15 protein-coding genes are annotated in these 19,149 nt (G+C 61.0%); 8 read left to right on the forward strand and 7 right to left on the reverse strand.

From position 1 onward, the window contains the following. The first annotated feature begins 29 nt into the window (after positions 1–29). The 4 genes from HHL09_RS22810 to HHL09_RS22825 all read left to right on the forward strand — a co-directional run bounded on the left by HHL09_RS22810 (position 30) and on the right by HHL09_RS22825 (position 4,509). Complete coding sequence (locus HHL09_RS22810; RefSeq protein WP_169456982.1) at positions 30–1,703, forward strand: GspE/PulE family protein; 1,674 nt, start codon at positions 30–32, stop codon at positions 1,701–1,703. 84 nt (positions 1,704–1,787) lie between these two features. Continuing rightward, positions 1,788–3,074: a type II secretion system F family protein gene (locus HHL09_RS22815; RefSeq protein WP_169456983.1), complete on the forward strand. Its 1,287-nt coding sequence runs from the start codon at positions 1,788–1,790 to the stop codon at positions 3,072–3,074. A gap of 58 nt (positions 3,075–3,132) precedes the next feature. Beyond that, the gene (locus HHL09_RS22820; RefSeq protein WP_169456984.1) at positions 3,133–3,672 is read left to right on the forward strand and encodes a type II secretion system protein GspG; all 540 of its coding nucleotides are present in this window, start codon (positions 3,133–3,135) and stop codon (positions 3,670–3,672) included. 156 nt (positions 3,673–3,828) lie between these two features. Further along, a complete protein-coding gene (locus HHL09_RS22825) occupies positions 3,829–4,509 on the forward strand; it encodes a hypothetical protein (protein WP_169456985.1) in 681 nt (226 codons plus the stop codon). A gap of 44 nt (positions 4,510–4,553) precedes the next feature. Here HHL09_RS22825 and HHL09_RS22830 read toward each other — a convergent pair whose 3' ends face one another. After that, a complete protein-coding gene (locus HHL09_RS22830; protein ID WP_169456986.1) occupies positions 4,554–5,087 on the reverse strand; it encodes a hypothetical protein in 534 nt (177 codons plus the stop codon). A gap of 386 nt (positions 5,088–5,473) precedes the next feature. Between HHL09_RS22830 and cysS the strand changes: the two genes are divergently transcribed. The 4 genes from cysS to HHL09_RS22850 all read left to right on the forward strand — a co-directional run bounded on the left by cysS (position 5,474) and on the right by HHL09_RS22850 (position 12,815). Then, a complete protein-coding gene (gene cysS / locus HHL09_RS22835; RefSeq protein ID WP_169456987.1) occupies positions 5,474–6,865 on the forward strand; it encodes a cysteine--tRNA ligase in 1,392 nt (463 codons plus the stop codon). A gap of 108 nt (positions 6,866–6,973) precedes the next feature. Beyond that, complete coding sequence (locus tag HHL09_RS22840; RefSeq protein WP_169456988.1) at positions 6,974–7,369, forward strand: hypothetical protein; 396 nt, start codon at positions 6,974–6,976, stop codon at positions 7,367–7,369. A gap of 25 nt (positions 7,370–7,394) precedes the next feature. Continuing rightward, entirely contained in the window at positions 7,395–8,384 is a 990-nt protein-coding gene (gene hemB, locus HHL09_RS22845; protein WP_169456989.1) for a porphobilinogen synthase, read from the forward strand. 105 nt (positions 8,385–8,489) lie between these two features. Then, positions 8,490–12,815, forward strand: coding sequence for a PVC-type heme-binding CxxCH protein (locus HHL09_RS22850; protein WP_169456990.1), 4,326 nt, complete (start codon positions 8,490–8,492; stop codon positions 12,813–12,815). 3 nt (positions 12,816–12,818) lie between these two features. Here the strand turns inward: HHL09_RS22850 and rhaM are convergent, their stop codons facing one another. From rhaM to HHL09_RS22875, 6 genes are all read right to left on the reverse strand, one after another. Further along, positions 12,819–13,133, reverse strand: coding sequence for an L-rhamnose mutarotase (gene rhaM, locus HHL09_RS22855; RefSeq protein ID WP_169456991.1), 315 nt, complete (start codon positions 13,131–13,133; stop codon positions 12,819–12,821). A gap of 49 nt (positions 13,134–13,182) precedes the next feature. Further along, entirely contained in the window at positions 13,183–14,532 is a 1,350-nt protein-coding gene (locus HHL09_RS22860) for a DUF1552 domain-containing protein (protein ID WP_169456992.1), read from the reverse strand. A gap of 14 nt (positions 14,533–14,546) precedes the next feature. After that, positions 14,547–17,039 carry a DUF1592 domain-containing protein gene (locus HHL09_RS22865; RefSeq protein WP_205760916.1) on the reverse strand — a complete coding sequence of 831 codons (2,493 nt, stop codon included), beginning with the start codon at positions 17,037–17,039 and terminating at the stop codon, positions 14,547–14,549. Between the two features lie 219 nt (positions 17,040–17,258). Beyond that, positions 17,259–17,333 carry a PEP-CTERM sorting domain-containing protein gene (locus HHL09_RS26875; protein WP_425491669.1) on the reverse strand — a complete coding sequence of 25 codons (75 nt, stop codon included), beginning with the start codon at positions 17,331–17,333 and terminating at the stop codon, positions 17,259–17,261. 46 nt (positions 17,334–17,379) lie between these two features. Further along, positions 17,380–17,529, reverse strand: coding sequence for a hypothetical protein (locus tag HHL09_RS26615; RefSeq protein WP_240963689.1), 150 nt, complete (start codon positions 17,527–17,529; stop codon positions 17,380–17,382). Positions 17,530–17,593: 64 nt separating this feature from the next. Further along, entirely contained in the window at positions 17,594–18,796 is a 1,203-nt protein-coding gene (locus HHL09_RS22875; RefSeq protein ID WP_169456995.1) for a bifunctional 3,4-dihydroxy-2-butanone-4-phosphate synthase/GTP cyclohydrolase II, read from the reverse strand. Positions 18,797–19,149: the final 353 nt, after the last annotated feature.

The raw sequence follows: 19,149 nt of genomic DNA on the forward strand, positions 1-19,149 counted from the left end.
CTTATTTCCGATTCTTTAAAACCCGATCCATGGACAGTAACCAGATCGTAGAACTTTTTGTAAGCCGCGGACTGATCGACCGTTCGCTGGCGCAGGACATTCTCCACGAAGTGGACAACAGCGGCAAGGAAGCCGCCGAGATCCTCGCAGACTTCCAGGTCATCAATCACCGCGACGATGTCTGGCCGGTGGTGGCCTCCGAACTCGGTGCCCCGCTGGTGGAACTCCGCAACTGGACTCCGCCGGAGCAACTTCTTGCCCTGGTCCCGGCTGGTATGGCCCGTCTCCACGGTGCCTTGCCGGTAGCCTTCGATGCGGAAGGTCTGCACATCGCGCTGGTGGATCCGATGAATCCCCAGACCATCGAAGACCTGCGCTTCGCGCTCGGCCGCGAGGTGGTGCTGGCGATCGCGCCGGACTACCTGGTCGAGCAGAAGATCAACGAGTGCTACGGCGGGGAAGGAAAGGCAATGGAGGACATCCTCCAGCAGCTTGAGACCGGCGTGAACGCCAATCTCAGCGCCGCCGAACTGGAAGCCGAGGCGAACTCCGCTCCGATCATCCGCTACGTGGACCTGGTGCTCTTCCAGGCCATCAAGGAGCGCGCTTCGGACATTCACTTCGAGCCCTTCGAAAAGGAATTCAAGATCCGCTACCGCGTGGACGGTGCGCTCTACGAAATGGCCCCGCCGCCGGTGCACCTTTCCGTGGCGATCATTTCGCGCGTGAAGGTGATGTCGAACATGAACATTGCCGAGCGCCGCGTGCCGCAGGACGGTCGTATCGTGAAGCAGGTGGGTGACCGTCAGGTCGACATGCGTGTTTCGACCCTGCCGACGCAGTATGGTGAATCCGTGGTGCTTCGTGTTCTTGACCGCTCTTCAGTCAATCTCTCGCTGGAGAATCTCCACCTGCCGGATGCGATTTACGAATACATCTGCGACACGATCGAGAAGCCGAACGGCATCTTCATCGTCACCGGTCCAACCGGTGCAGGTAAGACGACCACGCTCTACGCCGCGCTGGCTCGGATCAATACCATCGACTCAAAGCTCCTGACCGCGGAAGACCCGGTCGAGTATGACATCGACGGCATCGTCCAGATCCCGGTGAACGAGTCGATCGGTCTGACCTTCCCGCGCGTGCTCCGCGCCTTCCTGCGTCAGGACCCCGACCGTATCATGGTGGGGGAGATGCGTGACATGGACACGGCCCAGATCGCCATCCAGGCCTCGCTCACGGGTCACTTGGTGCTTTCCACCCTTCACACCAATGATGCGCCCGGTGCGGTGACCCGTCTAGTGGACATGGGTTGCGAACCTTTCCTTGTGGCTGCCTCGCTGGAAGGTGTTCTTGCCCAACGTCTTGTCCGGACGATCTGCAAGAGCTGCAAGGCCTCTTACGAGCCGAACGAAAGCATCCTCATGCAGCTCGGCGTGGCTGTCCATGAACTGGGTGACAAGGACTTCTTCACCGGTCGCGGCTGCGAGATCTGCGGAAACAGCGGTTACAAGGGCCGTAAGGGTCTCTACGAGCTGCTCGATATCACCGACCCGCTTCGAGAGCTGATCACCGATCGTGCCCCGACGGTGGTTCTGAAGCAGAAGGCGATGGAGCTGGGGATGCATACCCTCCGCGAGGACGGTCTGCGGAATATTTACCTTGGCCACACCACCATCGAAGAGGTCCTGAAATACACCTGATCCAACACCTTTCGACGCGAATTTTGAGTCGCCAGCCATCGATTGTGCGATCACATTCCTTTCACTCGATTTAAAAACAACCCCATGCCTCAGTTCCAATTCACCGCCGCGGATGCCAAGGGCGAGCAGATGTCCGGCACCATCGAATCCACCAGCGAAGCGGAAGCCATCCAGCAACTGCGTTCGCAGGGCTATTACCCCCTGCAGGTTGTCGAGGCCGGCAAGGGCAAGCTGGCCGCTAAGAAGGGTGCCAAGAAGGGCAAGGCTCCTGCCAAGAAGGGACCGAAGGCGACCACCGGCGGCCGCATCAAGCCGAAGATCCTCATGATCTTCACCCGCCAGTTGGCGACGCTGATCGACTCCGGCCTGCCGCTGCTCCGCGGTCTTACCGTTCTCGCCAAGCAGGAACCGAATCCGGTACTGAAGGGCACTATTGGCGCCCTCGCCGATTCCGTTCAATCCGGCTCCACTTTCTCTGAGGCGCTCGCCCAGCACCCGAAGATCTTCAACAAGCTCTATGTGAACATGGTGAAAGCCGGTGAGCTGGGCGGTGTGCTTGAAGTCGTGCTCGTCCGTCTCGCGGAATACCAGGAAAAGGCCCACAAGCTGAAGAACAAGATCGTGTCCGCGATGGTGTATCCGGTCATCGTGATGTTCATCGCCGTGGCGATCCTCGTCTTCCTCATGCTCTTCATCGTTCCGAAGTTCGAAACGATGTTCGCCGAACTCGGCAAGGACGCGGAGCTGCCGATGATCTCTCAGATCGTCTTCGGCACCTCGAAGTTCTTCCTCAAGCCTTCGATCTGGATCATCCCGAACATCGTCTGGGTGTTCATCGCCTTCGGTCTCATCGGCTTCCTGATGAACATGTGGGGCAAGACCAAGAAGGGCCGCCGCATCATCGACTCCTTGAAGCTGAAGCTCCCGATCTTCGGTGACATCCAGCGGAAGTCGGCGATCGCCCGCTTCTCCCGCACGCTCGGCACGCTCGTGACATCCGGTGTGCCGATCCTCCAAGCCCTCAATATCACCCGTGACACCGCCGGTAACGTGGTCGTGTCCGACGCGATCGAGAAGGTCCACGAGGCGGTGAAGGAAGGTGAATCCATCGTGTCCCCGATGCAGACCTCGAACATCTTCCCCTCCATGGTGATTTCCATGGTGGACGTGGGTGAAGAAACCGGTCAGCTCCCGGAAATGCTTCTGAAGGTGGCAGACGTGTACGACGACGAAGTGGACAACGCCGTGACCGCGCTTACCTCTATCTTGGAGCCGATCATGATCGTCGTCCTTGCTCTTGTCGTCGGTGCCGTGGTGTTCGCGCTCTTCCTGCCGCTGATCAAGATCATCTCCGAAATGGGCAACATGTGATCGGAAACCGGGTGCCGGTTCCGAAAACAGGCACCCGAATCATAAAACCCGGATACCCATGAAAATCAACGAATCCCGGCGCAATGCCGCTGGCTTCAGCCTGATGGAACTGGTGGTCGTCGTGGCGATCATCGTGCTCCTCGCTGGCCTGACTATGGCGGGCATGTCCTTCATCAACCAGAAGAACGCCCGTGAGAAGGCGAAGGTTCAGGTGAAGCTCATCGAGAATTCCTTGGAGAACTACTTCAATGATAACCGCTCCTATCCACCGGCCAATGACCCGGCTGGCGAACGCGGTGACGAGGTGCTCTACAAGTATCTTTACTATGATGGCTTCGAAGCCCGCGATAACGGCGGCGTGGTTTATCTTCCGGAGCTGGATCCGGATAACAACACCAAGTCCGGCCAAGCGTGGATGGAAGGAAAGGGCCAGCAGGCTCGCATCATCGATCCTTGGGGTAAATATTTCCGTTATCGTTCCGGTGACACGCCGGATGCCGTGAATCCTGACTTCGATATCTGGTCCTGTGGTCCAGACGGCAAGACCAATGCCGATCCGAAGCACAAGGATTGCTTGGACGACATCAAGAACTGGTAAACGGAATAGTCGGGGCCGGGCTTGCGCGGCCTCTTTTCCGCACAACTTTATAAAGCCGCCGAGTCATCCCGGCGGCTTTTATTTTTCATCTATCTGCCAAGAACCGGGCTTTCGGCTCGACGTTCCACCATCACGAAGGCTTTTTTCCCGCGAACAATGAGCGAAGATTCCGTAGATCAACCCACCCCCGCCGAAGCTCCGGCCACGAAGGTGGCTCGCAAGCGTCCTTCTGTCCGCAAGGCGGCGAAGGCCAAGCCCGCTCCGGAAGCGGAAGCCGCTCCCACTCCCGCAGTGGTGGAAGCGCCTGCTCCCGCAGCTCCTGCCGAGCCTAGGCCGGAGCGCAAGGAACAGTCCGTGCCCGCCGAGATTGCCGCTTCGAGTTCTCATTCCGAGGGCGGTTCCGACGGCCACGACGCCGGTCGCATTGCTTTGCTTGTCGAAACTCCGGCAGGTGAACCCGGAGGCAATTCCAAGAAGCGCCGCCGGCGCAAGAAGAAGCACGGCCAACAAGGTGCGCAGGGGCAGCCGCAGGGAAATCACTCCCATTCCCAGCAGCAGCATCCGCACGCCGTGGTGCCGCATGGTGAAGCGCCTCCACAGGCTTCGCAGCAAACTTCGGAGCATGCGCATGCTCCCGCCGCGCAGGCCATGCACGCCGCGCCGCGTCCCAAGCTCGATCCTGAACAAGTGGCAAAGAAGGCTTGGAAAATCTTCCAAGCCGAGGTCGGGGAAGAGGGGCTTGCCCTCATCGATGACCATGACGCGCGTGAGATTTCGCGCCGTTGCTTCCGTCTTGCTGAGATCTTCCTGGAGGAAGCAGCGCGCCGGAATCGATAAATTCCCTTGGAAGGGGGTGGCGCTAATCTCGGCGCCACTCCATTTCAGACTCCCGCCTTGCCAAGCTGAGCCCGCAGTTGTGCGGCCAGCTCGGTCTTGCCACTCGCTTCAGCGAGGGTGATGCGAAGCTTCAAGACTTCCGGCGCGGAGCGCTCGGCATCGCTCATCGAGGTAAGAATTTCGATGGCCGCTTCATGATCGCCGATGGCGATCGAGCCTTCCAGAAGGTCGGCTGGTGCGATTACGCCGGGTTCCAGCGGCTTGTCCTTGTAGACCGCCCACTTGGCTTGGTCTGGCATGCTTTCCGGCGGATTCTTCACTTCGTCCAGATAGACGAGTTCATCGCCGTCACGCCATTGCCGCCAGTAGTTCAGGGTCATCACGATCACGAAGCCGAGCACGCACAGCGTGGTCTCCAAAATGAAGGGCGTGGTGACCATGCCCAGTATCCGCGCGAAGAACTCCCCAGCCAAGCCGGGAAGATGACGTCCGAAGACCAGCAGGAGGCCGACACAGAGGACCCCTGCGAGGACCGCCAGTCCGATTCCTACCTGCTTCCATCGTTCGTCGCGCGCCATGGCTGCCATAAAAAAGCATGGGGAAGGGGAGCTGGCGAATCTCAAAAATTTTTAAATAAACTTGATAATTTGTAAAAATTTAAGTTTTCTGCGGCTGCCCTCGCATGACCCTCGACCGGATCAGGCTCCTTGCCCTCGCGCTGCTCTGTGCCGCCTTGACCTTGGCGGCGCGTCGGTCGATTGCGGATGCGTCTGGTCGTCACGCAGCGGATTCCTCGGTACATTCCATTTCGGCGGAAGCCGGCGAAACGGCATGGGTAATCCCTGTTGAAATCGTCGAGGCCGGCCAGCCGCCCCGCCTGCATCAGGTCCGCGTGGGGCAATGATCTGCGCTGTTTGCATGGTCGCGGTTGAAATCACCCGCGTCACCCGCTAGACCCGCGGCGATGCGGCTTTACGACACGCTGGACCGCGAGCTCAAGGAGCTCCGCCCCCTCGACGGCACGACCTACCGGTTCTACTGCTGCGGCCCCACCGTGTATGGTCCCGCCCATATCGGAAACTTCCGGACCTTCGTGCTGCAGGATGTCTTCCGTCGCACCCTGGAAACCAGCGGCACACGGACCTTCCATGTCAGGAACATTACCGATGTGGACGACAAGACGATCCGGGATTCCCAAGCTGCGGGCAAATCGCTGAAGGACTTCACCGGCTTCTGGACGGAGAAGTTCCATGCCGATTGCGAAGCACTCGGCATGTTGCCGCCTCACGTCGAACCGGGTGCGGTCGATCACATTCCGCAGCAAATCGCGATGATCGCCACCTTGGTGGAGAAGGGGAATGCCTACGCCTCCGAGGATGGCTCGGTCTATTTCAACATCGGCTCTTATCCCGCTTACGGAAAGCTCTCCCGCCTCGACACCCGCGAGTTGGAGCTGGGCAAGACCCAGAACGAACGCGCCAATTCCGACGAATACGAGAAGGACAGCCTCTCCGACTTCGTGCTGTGGAAGGGCCGCAAGCCCGAGGACGGCGAGAACTATTGGGCTTCTCCGTGGGGTGAGGGACGTCCCGGTTGGCACCTCGAGTGCTCGGCCATGATCCAGGAATACCTTGGTGCCGACTTCGACCTCCATGGCGGGGGGGAGGACCTGATGTTCCCGCATCATGAAAATGAGATCGCCCAGAGCAAGTGCGCCTGCGGTGGCCACTTCGCGGCCCACTGGTTTCACTCGACCCACCTGCTCGTGGATGGCGGGAAAATGTCGAAGTCGAAGGGGAATTTTTACACGCTCGATGAGCTGAAAGCGAAGGGCTTCACCGCAATGGAGCTCCGCTACGTGTTGATCGGCGCTCACTACCGGAAGCAGCTCAATTTCACTTTGGACTCCCTGCACGGAGCCCGCGAGGCCATGGCGAAGCTCGCCAAGGGCCAGCGTAATCTCGCCGCGAAGGTCCCCGCTGATGTCGTCCTCAGTTCCGTGGACTTCGGCCCCTTCCAAGCCGCATGGGAGGCCCTCACCGATGATCTCAACACCGCGGGCTGCCTTGGTGGGTTGTTCACCGGCCTGCGGGAGTCTGTGAAGCTGGAGGGCGAGGACGCCGCGAAAGCCCTTGCGGCCTTCAACCGCATTCTCCGCGCGTTGGGCCTGACCTTGCCGGAAGAAGAACCCGAAGCCGAGGTGCCAGCAGAAATTCGGGCCCTTGCCGAAGAACGCTGGGCCGCCCGTACCGCGAAGGACTGGGCAAAGGCCGATGCCATGCGCCAGCAACTCACCGGCCTGGGCTGGAACATGAAGGATGGCAAGGAAAGCTACGAACTGAGTCCTGTTTCCTGAGTCTGAATGACGATGAATCATCCCTTCGCCGCTGCCCTTCTCCTCTTGTCTTGCTGCCTGGGGTTCAGCTCTTGTGCTCCATCCGGCGGCGGACCCTCCTTGCGCGGAATGGGGCCGCGGCCCGCGGGATGGAGCGGTGGTGATCTCGCAAAAGGTGGTTCGAAGAAAGCATCCATCTGGCTTTCCCCCGACTCCCATCGCTTCGTCCAGCAGATGAAGATCAAATGCGAGTCCGGGGACAGTGCTGCGAGCTACATCGCGATGACCCGCAAGAATCATGTGATCGATTCAGTCAAAACCTACCGGGTGAACGACGCTCAGGTTGTGGACATCCGGTGCCGCCCCTTGCCCGGTGTTTCTGACTTGGCGAAGCATTCGCGCGCCGTGCATTTCATGGGGGATTCGGCCGTGGACTCCTTTCTCTTCACCGGCACCACCAAGAGCGAAATGAATAGCCCGGAGTTTCGCCAGTTTTACCGCAATCTTGGCGTCGGCGACTACTGAGCCGGCCCTCGTGAACACCTGACTCATGAATCTTCCGATCCGTCCCCGTCGCAACCGCCGCACGCCCGCGATCCGCGCTCTGGTGCGTGAAAACGTGCTCACTCCCGGCGATTTCATCCTGCCGCTCTTCCTCCATGAAGATGCCGGGGACACGCCCATCGCCTCCATGCCCGGCGTCACACGTTGGTCTCTGGAGGGCTTGGTGAAGGAAGCAGGCGAAGCCCATGCACTTGGCGTGCCCGCCGTGGTGCTCTTCCCGAAGATCGAGGAAGATCTCAAGACCCCGCTTGCCGAAGAGTGCCACAATGACGATGGCCTCGTGCCCCGCGCCATCCGCGCGTTGAAGGCCGCGCATCCCACGCTCTGCGTGATCACGGATGTCGCGCTCGATCCTTACAATTCCGACGGCCACGACGGCGTGGTCCGCCGTGATGAACATGGTCAACTCCACATCCTCAATGATGAGACCGTGGAAATCCTTTGCCAGCAGGCGCTCTGCCACGCCCGTGCCGGTGCGGACATCGTTTCACCCAGCGATATGATGGACGGCCGCATCGCCGCCATGCGCGCGGCACTGGATGCGGAGGGCTTTCAAAACGTCTCGATCCTCAGCTACTCCGCGAAGTATGCCTCAGCTTTCTACGGACCCTTCCGCGGTGCACTCGATTCCGCGCCGAAGGAAGGCGACAAGAAGACCTACCAGATGGATCCCGGGAATGCCCGCGAAGCTATCCGCGAGGTGCTGCTTGATGAAGCGGAAGGTGCGGACATGGTGATGGTGAAGCCAGCCGGTCCTTACCTCGACATCATCGCCGGAGTCCGCGAATGTACGACGCTTCCCGTAGCAGCCTACCAGGTGAGCGGCGAGTATCTCATGATCGAAAGCGCTGCCGCCGCCGGATGGGTGGATGGCAAGGCCATCGCCCTCGAAAGCCTCATGGGCATCAAGCGTGCCGGCGCCGATATGATCCTGACCTACTACGCCAAGCGGGCGGCGCAGTGGCTGGCCTCGTAGCGGGTGGCCCCTCCGCGGGGGTGTCTCTTTGCCGGACTTGATAGAGTCGAGGGGTCGGCATCCGTTAAGGGATGTTGGACCCCGTCCGCAAACCCGAGACTCTTCATGCCATCCTTGTTCCGGATCATCAATTTCGGTCTTCCCGAGGCCTGTCCTCGGGCGACACCCGGATTCCTCTGTCTCTTGGCCCTCGTGGCCGCCGCCGGGGCGGACACTCCGGAGCCCTTCAATTCCGAGAAATCAAGCGACGCCCCGCTTGCCGCTGAGGAAGCCGCCTCCCGCTGGGAACTTCCTCCGGGCTTCCGTTCCACGGTCTTCGCCGCGGAGCCAGCGGTACGCCAGCCGATTTCGATGTGTCTCGACGACCGCGGGCGCTTGTGGGTCGCAGAAAGCTACATGTATGCCGGGCATAGTGGCGGCTACTATGAGGGAAAACTTAGGGATCGCATCGTGATTCTGGAGGATACGGATCACGATGGCCGCCATGATAAGCGCACCATTTTCGCCGAGGGCTTGGAGCGGCTTACCAGCATTGAGGTCGGCATGGGCGGCGTTTGGGCGCTCACCCTTCCGCAGATGGTCTTTCTTCCGGATCTCGATCGCAACGATGTGCCGGACGAACCCGCGCGGGTAGTGCTGGATGGCTTTGATATCAAAAATTCCGCGCACACCATGGCCAATGGGTTGCGTTGGGGGCCCGACGGATGGCTCTATGGCCGACAGGGGATCTTAGGCACTTCCCTCATCGGTAAACCGGGAGTTTCGGATGAGCAGCGAACCCGGATCAATACAGGCATCTGGCGCTACCATCCCCAGCACGGCAGCACGGAGCTTGTTTGCGAGGGCACCACGAATCCGTGGGGCATGGATTGGAATGCTCATGGAGAAGCCTTTTTCATCAATACCGTCATCGGCCACCTTTGGCATGTGATTCCCGGTGCCCATTACAAGCGGATGTTCGGCGATGATCACAATCCCCACGTCTACGAATTGATCGATCAGCACGCCGACCACGTTCACTGGGATACCTCGGAAAAGTGGGACGAGATCCGCCAGGGGATGAGCAAGGAGTCCTCCTCGGCCGGTGGTGGTCATGCCCACACCGGCCTGATGATCTATCAGGGGGACAATTGGCCGGAGGATTACCGCGGTGATCTCTTCACCATCAACTTCCACGGCCGTCGCTTGAATCGAGAGCGGCTGGATAAGGAGGGCGGCGGCTACATTGGCCGGCATCGCCCCGACCTGGCGTTCTCACCCGATCCTTGGTTCCGGGGGATCGATCTGCTCTATGGGCCCGATGGCGGCGTCTTCATCAGTGATTGGTCGGATACCGGCGAGTGCCATGATGACGATGGGGTGCATCGTCTTTCCGGGCGTATCTACAAGATTACCCATGGAGCCCCCGCCGCTTCTTCCGTCCGAGATTTGGCACTGCTACCCAGCAGCGATTTGCTCCCGCTTCTTGATCATCGGAATGAATGGTTCGCCCGCCGCAGCCGCTTGCTATTGCAGCAGCGTGCCGCCTCCGGTGAAGACATGGCCGGTATCGCCGCCGCGCTTCACCATCGATTCTCGGAGACCAGCAATGAAGTCCTTCGGCTACGCTACCTCTGGTCCCTATCTGCCATCAGCAAGGCGGATCCGGCTTTCCTACGATCCCTCCTCGGTGACGGACAGGAGCACGTTCGCGTGTGGGCGCTCCGCTTGTTGTTAGATGACCGCGCGGTGATGCCGGAACCGGAAACCTTGGCCGTCCTTTCGAGGATCGCACAGGAGGAGAAGTCTGCCACTGTCCGACTTGCACTAGCATCTGCTTTGCAGCGGCTCCCGCTGGAGCATCGTTCATCCATCGCTGGTCCCTTGCTTGCCCGGGCGGAGGATGCTGCGGATCACAATCTGCCGCTGATGCTGTGGTATGGCATTGAGCCGCTTGGCGATTCTCGTCCCGGCGAACTCGCGGTGCTGGCAAAGGACTGCGCCATTCCTTTGGTGAGAATCCAGATCTCCCGGCGTCTCGCCAGCAAGGCGGTGGACACGGATGGCGCGCTCGATTCGCTCCTGCGTCACGCTCCGTCCGCAAGCGCCGCATGGCAGGCGGATCTCTTGGAAGGAATGATCCGCGCTTTTCAAGGGCTGCACGGCACGAAGTCTCCCGCAGCTTGGTCCCTCTTGGCGCAAGCTCTGGCCGAATCCGGAGATGCCTCCGTGAAAGACCTCGCTCGCAAGCTCGGCCTGACCTTCTCCGATCCGAAATCGATCGCCGATACAGTAGCCATCCTGCGTGATGATACGGCGCATATCGAGGCACGCCGCACCGCGCTCCGGGCCCTCATCGGTTCGCGGGTGGACGGGCTCCACGAACTGTGCACCGGCTCCTTCGCCACTCCCGGCCTGACAGCCACTGCCGCGGAAGGACTGTCACTGGAAGATGATCTCGCGACGGCGGATTGGATCATCGCAGCCTTCAATCAGGTGCACCCTGCGGAGAAAAGCGCGGTGATCGGTGTCCTGATCCTTCGCCCCGCATGGGCGATGCGCTTGCTAGATGCGATAGCCGCGGGATCGATTCCGGCGACGGAAATCAGCGCCTTTCAAGTCCGCCAGATCCGTGGCTTGAAGGACGAAACGCTCGACACACGCATTGCGAAACTTTGGGGAGACGTTCGGGATTCCAGTGCCGACAAGCGGGCAGCCGTCGCGAAATGGGAAGCCTATCTCACCCCGAAGACGATCGCCCTTGGCAACAAGGAAGCAGGGAAGCTTCTCTTCGCTGCGACCTGTGGTGCCTGCCACACGATGTATGGGCAAGGCGGTGCGATCGGTCCGGATCTCACCGGAGGAGGGCGGGATAACCTGCACTACCTCCTTGCGAATATCATCGACCCCAGTGCCGTGCTTGCGAAGGAGAACCAGCTTTCCATCCTGACTCTGAAGGATGGTCGCGTCTTGAGCGGCATGATCCGTGCGAAGGACGAGCGGATGGTCACCTTGCAAACCCTCACCGAAAGGACCTCCGTGCCCGCAGGCGATGTCGTGAGAACGGACACCCTGCCCGTTTCGCTCATGCCGGAAGGGATGCTCGACGCTCTTTCCCATGAGCAGGTCCGTGACCTCTTCGCATGGCTCATGGACAAGCAGTCGTCCGCTGCCGCTCCATCTCCCGAGGCTATCAACCCCTTCAGCGTCTCGATCACGGGTGATTGGCAGGTGTCTGTGAAACATGGCCATTCGGAAACCGTGACACTGCTTGATATCGCACCGCCTGCCTATCAAGAGGTGACATCAGAGGCCTTCGCCTCGCTCCCGGTTTACAATGCGAACGGCGGAGGCTGGAACAATGGCGCAAAGTTCGCCGGCAACCTCGCCGAGGAATGCGCGACCCCGGATCTCATTGACGCCGCCACGGTCACGCTTCGGGCCAGTGCGGATCCGGCTTCACCGGCATTCGTTCGCGGGAAGGACTGGGAGATGGAGAATCGCTGGGGCACCTTCGGCCGGATCACCGGGGGGGCGATCGGCGAAGCTGTCCCCATATTTGCCAGCTACCGGCACACCTCCTTGCGGCTCGATTCAATCGTTCAGGAAACTACGGGAAATATCGTAGTTCGCCAGGGCAGGGGAGCTCCTGCAGCTCCGGAAGCTCCCCGCTTGAAGGAAGGGGAGCGCCGCCTGGCGAATATCTGGATCCCCGGACCCATTCCTCGGCTCACCGGTGATCACCTCTTTCCGGTGATTGAGGCTGCTTATCCTGCCGGGTCTGCTCCCGTGCCACCGAAGGTCGCGGAGAAGTTCCCGCGCATCATGGAGAAATTACGCTCCGGGGAGCCCCTGCGGATCCTAGCATGGGGTGATAGCGTTACCGCTGCGGGCTATCTCCCGCAGGCAGAAAAGTGGCAGGAGCAATTTGTCGCCCGCCTGCGTGCGAAATTTCCACAGGCAAAGATCGAGTTGCTCTCGGAAGCCTGGGGTGGCCGCACCACCTCTGCCTACCTCGCGGAGCCACCGGGTAGTGCCCACAACTATCAGGAAAAGGTGTTGGCGCTGAAACCTGATCTCGTGATCTCGGAGTTCGTCAACGACGCCGGTCTACCCCTGGATGGCATGGCTCCGCAATACGCCCGCATTCTGACAGACTTCAAGGGGATCGGTGCCGAGTGGATCATTCTCACTCCTCACTACGTCATCCCGGCATGGATGGGACTGAGCCGTGAGCGCGAGATCGACGAAGATCCTAGGCCCTACGTGGCCATGCTCCGGAAGTTCGCCGCGGACAACCCGGTGCTCCTTGCAGACGCCGCGCGACGCTATGGCAGGCTCTGGCGGCAGGGCATCCCCTACACCACGCTCATGGTAAATTCCATCAATCACCCGAATGCCCGGGGGATGACCCTTTTCGCGGATTCTCTCATGGAGCTCTTCGAAGAGTAGCTGTTAAGCCAGATGAAACACCTCCCGCAGCTCTGCTGACACCGGCGAGGCATCCTCATTCGCCGGCATCACATCGCTCATGTGCCGCCACCAGCGTTGGCACACCTCCGTCGTGGCGATTGCGGCCCAGCGCTCTTCGCTCTCGATCTCCGCGTAGCCGAAAAGCTGCCGCGTCTCCGGATGGAGAAAGATCGAGTAGTTGTGCACGTCATGTGCCTTCAGGACCTCTTCGAGTTCCCGCCAGATCGGCTTGTGCCGCCGCTCGTATTCGTCCTCGCAGCCGGCGTTTACCGACATCACGAATGCCTTCCGGATCATGCCTGAACCCTAGGCTCGTCTTCCTCGAAAAGAAAAGCCGCCCCTGCGCTTACAGCAGTTCCGAGAACTCTCCGCTGCTATCGGAGAAGCTTTCCGTTTCCACTCCCATCTTCTGTGCCACCGTCAGGAGTACATTGCTCAGCGGCGGATGCTTGTCCGGATCATGCGCAATGTGCTGGTTGTGCTTCAGTCCGTAGGCACCGCCACCCGCCACCAGCAGCGGCAGGTTTTTCGGCGAATGATCACCGCCCGGACCACTGTTCATGCCGGAGCCATACACCAGCATCGTGTGATCCAGCATCGGGATGCCTCCTTCATCCGTCGATTTCAGGAGTTCCATGAAACGAGCGAGCCGCTCCAGATAACCCCGGTCCACGACTGCGAGTTTCTTCAGCGTTTCCGGATCTCCGCCGTGGTGCGAAAGCTCATGGTGATTCTCACCACCCACGCCATAGCCACCCGCCTCACGTGCCCACTCGAAGGAAATCACCCGCGTCGTGTCGGTCACGAAGGCCAGATACGAAAGCTCCAGCATCACATCCAGCCACATGGGCCGGTCATGCGCATCGCCCGGCTTGCTATTGAGTTGCAGGCCCGCGGAATCGATCACCGGTTTCGGCACATCTACCCATGCCTCTTGGCGCTGCACCCGCAACTCCGTCTCGCGCACGGCTGCCAGGTATTCGCCCAGCTTGCCCTTATCCTCCTTGCCCAGCTTCTTCTCCAGCGCCCGCGCCTCGCCCAGCACATCATCCAGGATGCTGCGCTTCTCCGCATAGCGCTTCAAAGTCGCATCCCGCGAATCGGCGCCATCCGGCACGAAGAGCCGCTCGAACAAACGCTGCGGGCTATTCTCGGCAGGCAGGGGCGTTCCGTTGCGATCAAATGCCAGCGTGTGACTATGCATCGCCGTCCCCGTGCCGGATTCATCCCCGATCTCGATTGAAGGAAAGCGGGTATTCATCCCCACCTTCTCCGCGATCAATTGGTCCACCGAGATGGTGTTGGTGTAGTCCTTTCCCGGCACCGCCTGCAGATTTGCCCCGGTCAGCCACGTATCGCCACCGCTATGCCCGCCGAGACAGTGCGGATGTCCGAGACCGGATAAAATCGAGAACTGCTCGCGATGCTCTTTCAACGTCTCGAGGGTGGGGGAGAGCTTATAGCCCTTGCCCTTCTCCTCCGGCACCCAGTCCAGAATGTTCACACCATTCGAGACGTAGCAAAAGATCGCGCGCGGCACCGGCTTGGCACCCGACTTGGCCAAGGGCCGGTAGGTCGATGGCGCTGCATGGAGCGTCCGCGGCAGCATCGCCTCCAGCAGTGGCAGCGCCAGCGTGACACCCATGCCGCGCAAGGCCGTGCGCCGGGAGAGGGGAGTGTGGAAGAGCGGGTTCATCGCGTGGCTGCAGTTTATTTCGTGGTGAAAAGCTCGGAGGTCGTGATCGCCTCGATCAGGGAACGCATCGTGTAGCCATTTCCCTTCATCTCCTGCACGAAGCCGCGCAGCGCAGGCTGATCGGAAAATCCCAACTCCCGCCCGAGGGCGTAGGTTGTGAGCCGGCTTGCCAGCGCGTTCAGGAAGAGATCCTCGCTCTTCATCAGCTGCTCCTGAAGCCCGGCCACTCCCGTGAACTCCGTGCCATCCGGCATCTTCGCGCTCGCATCGATCACCGGATCATCCTTCTCGATCCTCCCGTTGTAGCCATGGCCTTCCTGATCGCGCCACTCGCCCGCCGCATTGAAATTCTCCAGCGCCAGCCCCAGCGGGTCGATCTTGTCGTGGCAGCGCGCACAGGACTCCATCTGCCGGTGGATCTCCAGCCTCTGCCGCACCGTCGCCTTGTCGATGCCCGGCACCTTCGGCTGGATCTCGCCCACGTTTGCCACCGGCAGGCCCGGGTCCCGACCGAGCAAGGTCTTCAGGATCCAGGTGCCGCGCAGCACCGGTGAGGTGCGTGTGCCGTTCGAAGTGATCGAGTGAAAGGACGCCTGTGTGACCAGCCCGCCGCGGCGCGATTCCGGGCTCACCATCACCTTCCGGATCTCATCACCCCGCACGCCAGGGATGCCGTAGTGACGTGCCAGGCGTTCGTTGATCGTGACGAAGTCGCTACGGATGAAGTTTCGCGCATCCAGATCGCTGCGCAGGATCTCCGCAAAGAACCCCTCCGATTCCCGGACGATGCTGAGTTCCAGATGCCGGTCGTAGTCCGGGTAGAGCGTTCGGGATGGAGGATTCGCTCCCACCTTCCGCAGTCCAAGCCATTGGCCCGCGAAGTTCGTCACGAAGGCTCCGCTCCGCGGATCCGCCAGCAGGCGCCGGGTTTCTTCACGTAGTACATCCGGGTTCTGAAGTTCGCCGCTTGCCGCCAAGCTCGTCAGCCGCTCATCCGGCATGGAAGACCAGAGGAAATAGGAAAGCCGGGTCGCGATCTCGTAGCCGTTCAGCGGCTTCGGAGCAGTGCCGGGAGACTCAGGCTCCACCAGATAGAGGAAATGGGGAGAGGCCAGAACGGCGGCCAGCGGCACCTTGATCGCTTCCGCGAAGGACGGCTTCTCTGCACGGAGCTTCTTGTAGAGCTCCAGCTTCGCATCGATCTCCGCCGCGTCCACGGGCCGCCGATAAGCCCGTGGCATGAAACGCGCCAACACCTCGCGGGCGTACGCGGTCTCATCCTGCTCACGGACAGGGATGTCGGGAAGCAGCCGCCGAGAACTCTCCGGCGGCCAGCTTTCATACACCGGTCCTTCCAGCTCGATCCAATCCACCATCAGCTCGGGGCGCGGGAATTCCTCGCGCTCCTGCATCCAGAAATTCTCCAGAGTACTAGGGACATCGTAGGCATATTCCAGGTCGATCCCTCCCTCCTCGGTATTGAAGTAGGCCCTAACCTCGTACGACTCCGGCGCATTGGCCGGTGCGGGCACGTCCATCTCCGCGACCACTCGTGGTGCGCCGCCCAGATGCCGGGTGATTTTCACCCGCGGCGGGCCGTAGTCATACATCCGGTGCCCGGCGAAGATCTTCATCTTCTGCTCGAATGCCTCGTGGTGCCACTTCGCTCCTTCCGGATTGTTCGCGATCTCCTCGTCGCGATGCTTTGCCAGGATCTTCTGCCCCGCAGCCACCACCTGCTTTCTGTTGGGAACCCGGCCTGCAGCCCGGAAACGAACGATGTACTCGCCGGCCGCCGGCACATGGAAGGATCTGAAACCGATGTTCTTGTTCCAGGCCTTGTGGTGGATCACCGTGAAGCCTTTCTCGACCGGGTTCTCCCCCGGGTTCAGGAGCACGTCGTCGTTTCCACGCCGCACCCGGTAACGGTCCAGCCCTTGGGTGTTTTCTTCCGGCTCGAAACGCCACTTCACACGCTCCGGCCGCGGGCCTTCGGGCAGAGCCCGGTCCAGGATCTCCCGGGCCGCCGCATAGTAGAGCTCCACTTGCATCGGTGAGATCGTGAGCGCCTGCCCGATGTTATCGAAGCCACCCGCCGGTGGGTCTTCGGGGAAGTCCTCCGAAGGATGAAAATCCACGCCGATGAGATCGCGGATCGTGTTGTCATACTCGGTGCGGTTCATCCGCCGCAGCACCACCCGCGTCGATCGCTTCGCCACCTCCGCACGGGCGAGTTCGGCTTCCACCCATTCCGCGAAGCGTGCTGCATCGGCCGCCGCAGGCTGCGGTTCATCTTCCGGCGGCATCTCATGGCCGTTGATGACATTCAGCACCTCTTTCCACTTTTCCGCGGAGATCGGGCTATGGAAGTCCGGTGAGAGCGTGTCCAGCCGCAGCTTGCCCTTCTGCTTCTCCGGACCGTGACAGGAGATGCAATGTTCCTCAAGGAAGGGCCCCACAATCTCCGCTAGAGCCGTGTCGCGTTCCTGGGCAGTGACTTGTAGCACGCCCAGGGAAAGAAGAGCCAGCCATGTGATAGCTGCGGATCCGACGCTGCTCACCATCTCTTCCGCCAGTGAAGCAGGGAGTCGCCCTTTTACGAGAAAACTCCGCGGTCTCCGTCCCGTTCGACTGGATTCCCCGGTTGTTAGGACTGCGCGGATTCGCGGCGGGTCCTAACAGGCTGCGCCCGGATTCCGGCGCAACCTGAATAAAAAAGCTCTGGTTTAACGGCGGCGGCGCAGAAATGCGGCCACCGCACCCAAGGCCGCGAGCGCGCAGGATGCCGGCTCCGGGACCACCTCGAACTGACTGATGATGCCGCCCTGGCCTGCGTAGGCATATAGCCTAGGGCCACGTTCCCAATCGTTTCGCCGCAGGGAGATTGGTGAAACTCGAAAGATCCACGATGGAGCTGCCGGTGAAGACGGTCGTGGGGGTCGAGAAATGCTGTTCGTCGGCATTCGAGGCACCGACGTTGCAGATGTTTAGATCCACCCTCGGCACCACGACGGGGCTTCCGCTCCGGCTCCGATCCAGTTGCCCACGATCTGCCGCTCCCTTATAGCCTGTGGCCCATCCGCTCGCGCTTCGTTTCCAGATAGCGTGCGTTGTGTGGGTTCGCCGGCAGGCTGATCGGAAGCTGTTCCACGATTTCCAAGCCATAGCCTTCAAGGCCGACCACCTTCTTCGGGTTGTTGGTCAAAAGGCGGATTTTGCGAACACCGAGGTCGCAGAGAATCTGCGCACCCATGCCGTAGTCGCGGAGGTCGGAGCCGAAACCGAGTTTCTCATTCGCCTCGATCGTATCGAGTCCTTGCTCCTGAAGCTTGTAGGCATGGATCTTCGCCGCCAGCCCGATGCCGCGACCTTCCTGGCGGAGGTAGAGCAGCACACCGCCCTCTTTTGAGATCCGCTCCATCGCGGCATCCAGTTGGCCGCCGCAGTCGCAGCGCTGGGATAGGAAGACATCACCGGTCAGGCACTCGGAGTGCACGCGGACCAGCACCGGTTGGGACGAGTCGATGTCCCCGCGGACCAGCGCCAGGTGGTGGGAGCCATCCGTCTCTACCCGGTAGAGGTGGCAGGTGAATTCGCCGTGGTCGGTCGGAAGTCCGATCGTTTCCTCGCGGACCACTAGCTTCTCGGATTTCCGGCGCCAGCTGATCAGTTGGGCGATCGTGCACGCCTTCAGACCATGCTCCTTCTGGAAATCGCCCAGATCACCCACGCGGCCCATCGTGCCATCCGCGTTCATGATCTCGCAGATCACGCCGGCTGGTTCGAGTCCGGCCAGACGCGCGAGGTCGACCGCGGCCTCCGTGTGGCCGGCACGCCGCAGCACGCCGCCATCGCGGGCTTGGATCGGGAAAGTGTGTCCAGGGTGGACGAAGTCATCCGGCCCGGCATTCGGGTCGGCCAGCAGCTTCACGCAGCGGCAGCGATCGGGGGAGGAAATCCCGGTGGTGATGCCATCCGCGGCGTCCACGGAGATCGTGAAGGCGGTGCGCTGGACCTCGCGGTTTCGGCGGGTCATCTGCGGCAGGTCCAGCTCCTCGGCCCGTTTCTGGGTGATCGGGGCGCAGACAAGCCCGCGGCCATGGACCGCCATGAAGGAAATGATCTCCGGGGTGCACAGGGAAGCGGCGGCGATCAGATCCGCCTCGTTTTCCCGATCCGGATCGTCCGCCACGATCACGATGCGGCCGGCGGCGATTTCGGCGATGATTTCCTCGATGGGGCTGAAGGTAAGCTCGGTGGCCATGGGCGCGCCGAGATTCAGCCCGGACCAGCCTCAGGTCAAGGGAGGGGGTGGGGCGAGAGGGGACATATTCACCCGGCTCGCTTAAATCTGCCATACAGCTTTGATCCAAATCGGCTCCGCGTGGCAGTAGAAGCCTGTGGCGAAATGGGCCAAGTTTCCCGCTGCCATGAGATTCAAAGTCGTTCCAAACCCCGGCATCCCCAAGGCGGCACGCCTCCGTCCGGCAGCAGGCGCGCCTCGATTCGACCGGTTTCGCCTGTTATTTTCCCTGTTTTAACAGGCGGAACAGGCTGCTTGGGCAGAGGTCGCGGGAACCGGCCTATCTCAGGATTTGTCCCCGAAAGCGGGTAGGG

Source organism: Luteolibacter luteus, assembly GCF_012913485.1.
Lineage (GTDB): Bacteria > Verrucomicrobiota > Verrucomicrobiia > Verrucomicrobiales > Akkermansiaceae > Haloferula > Haloferula lutea.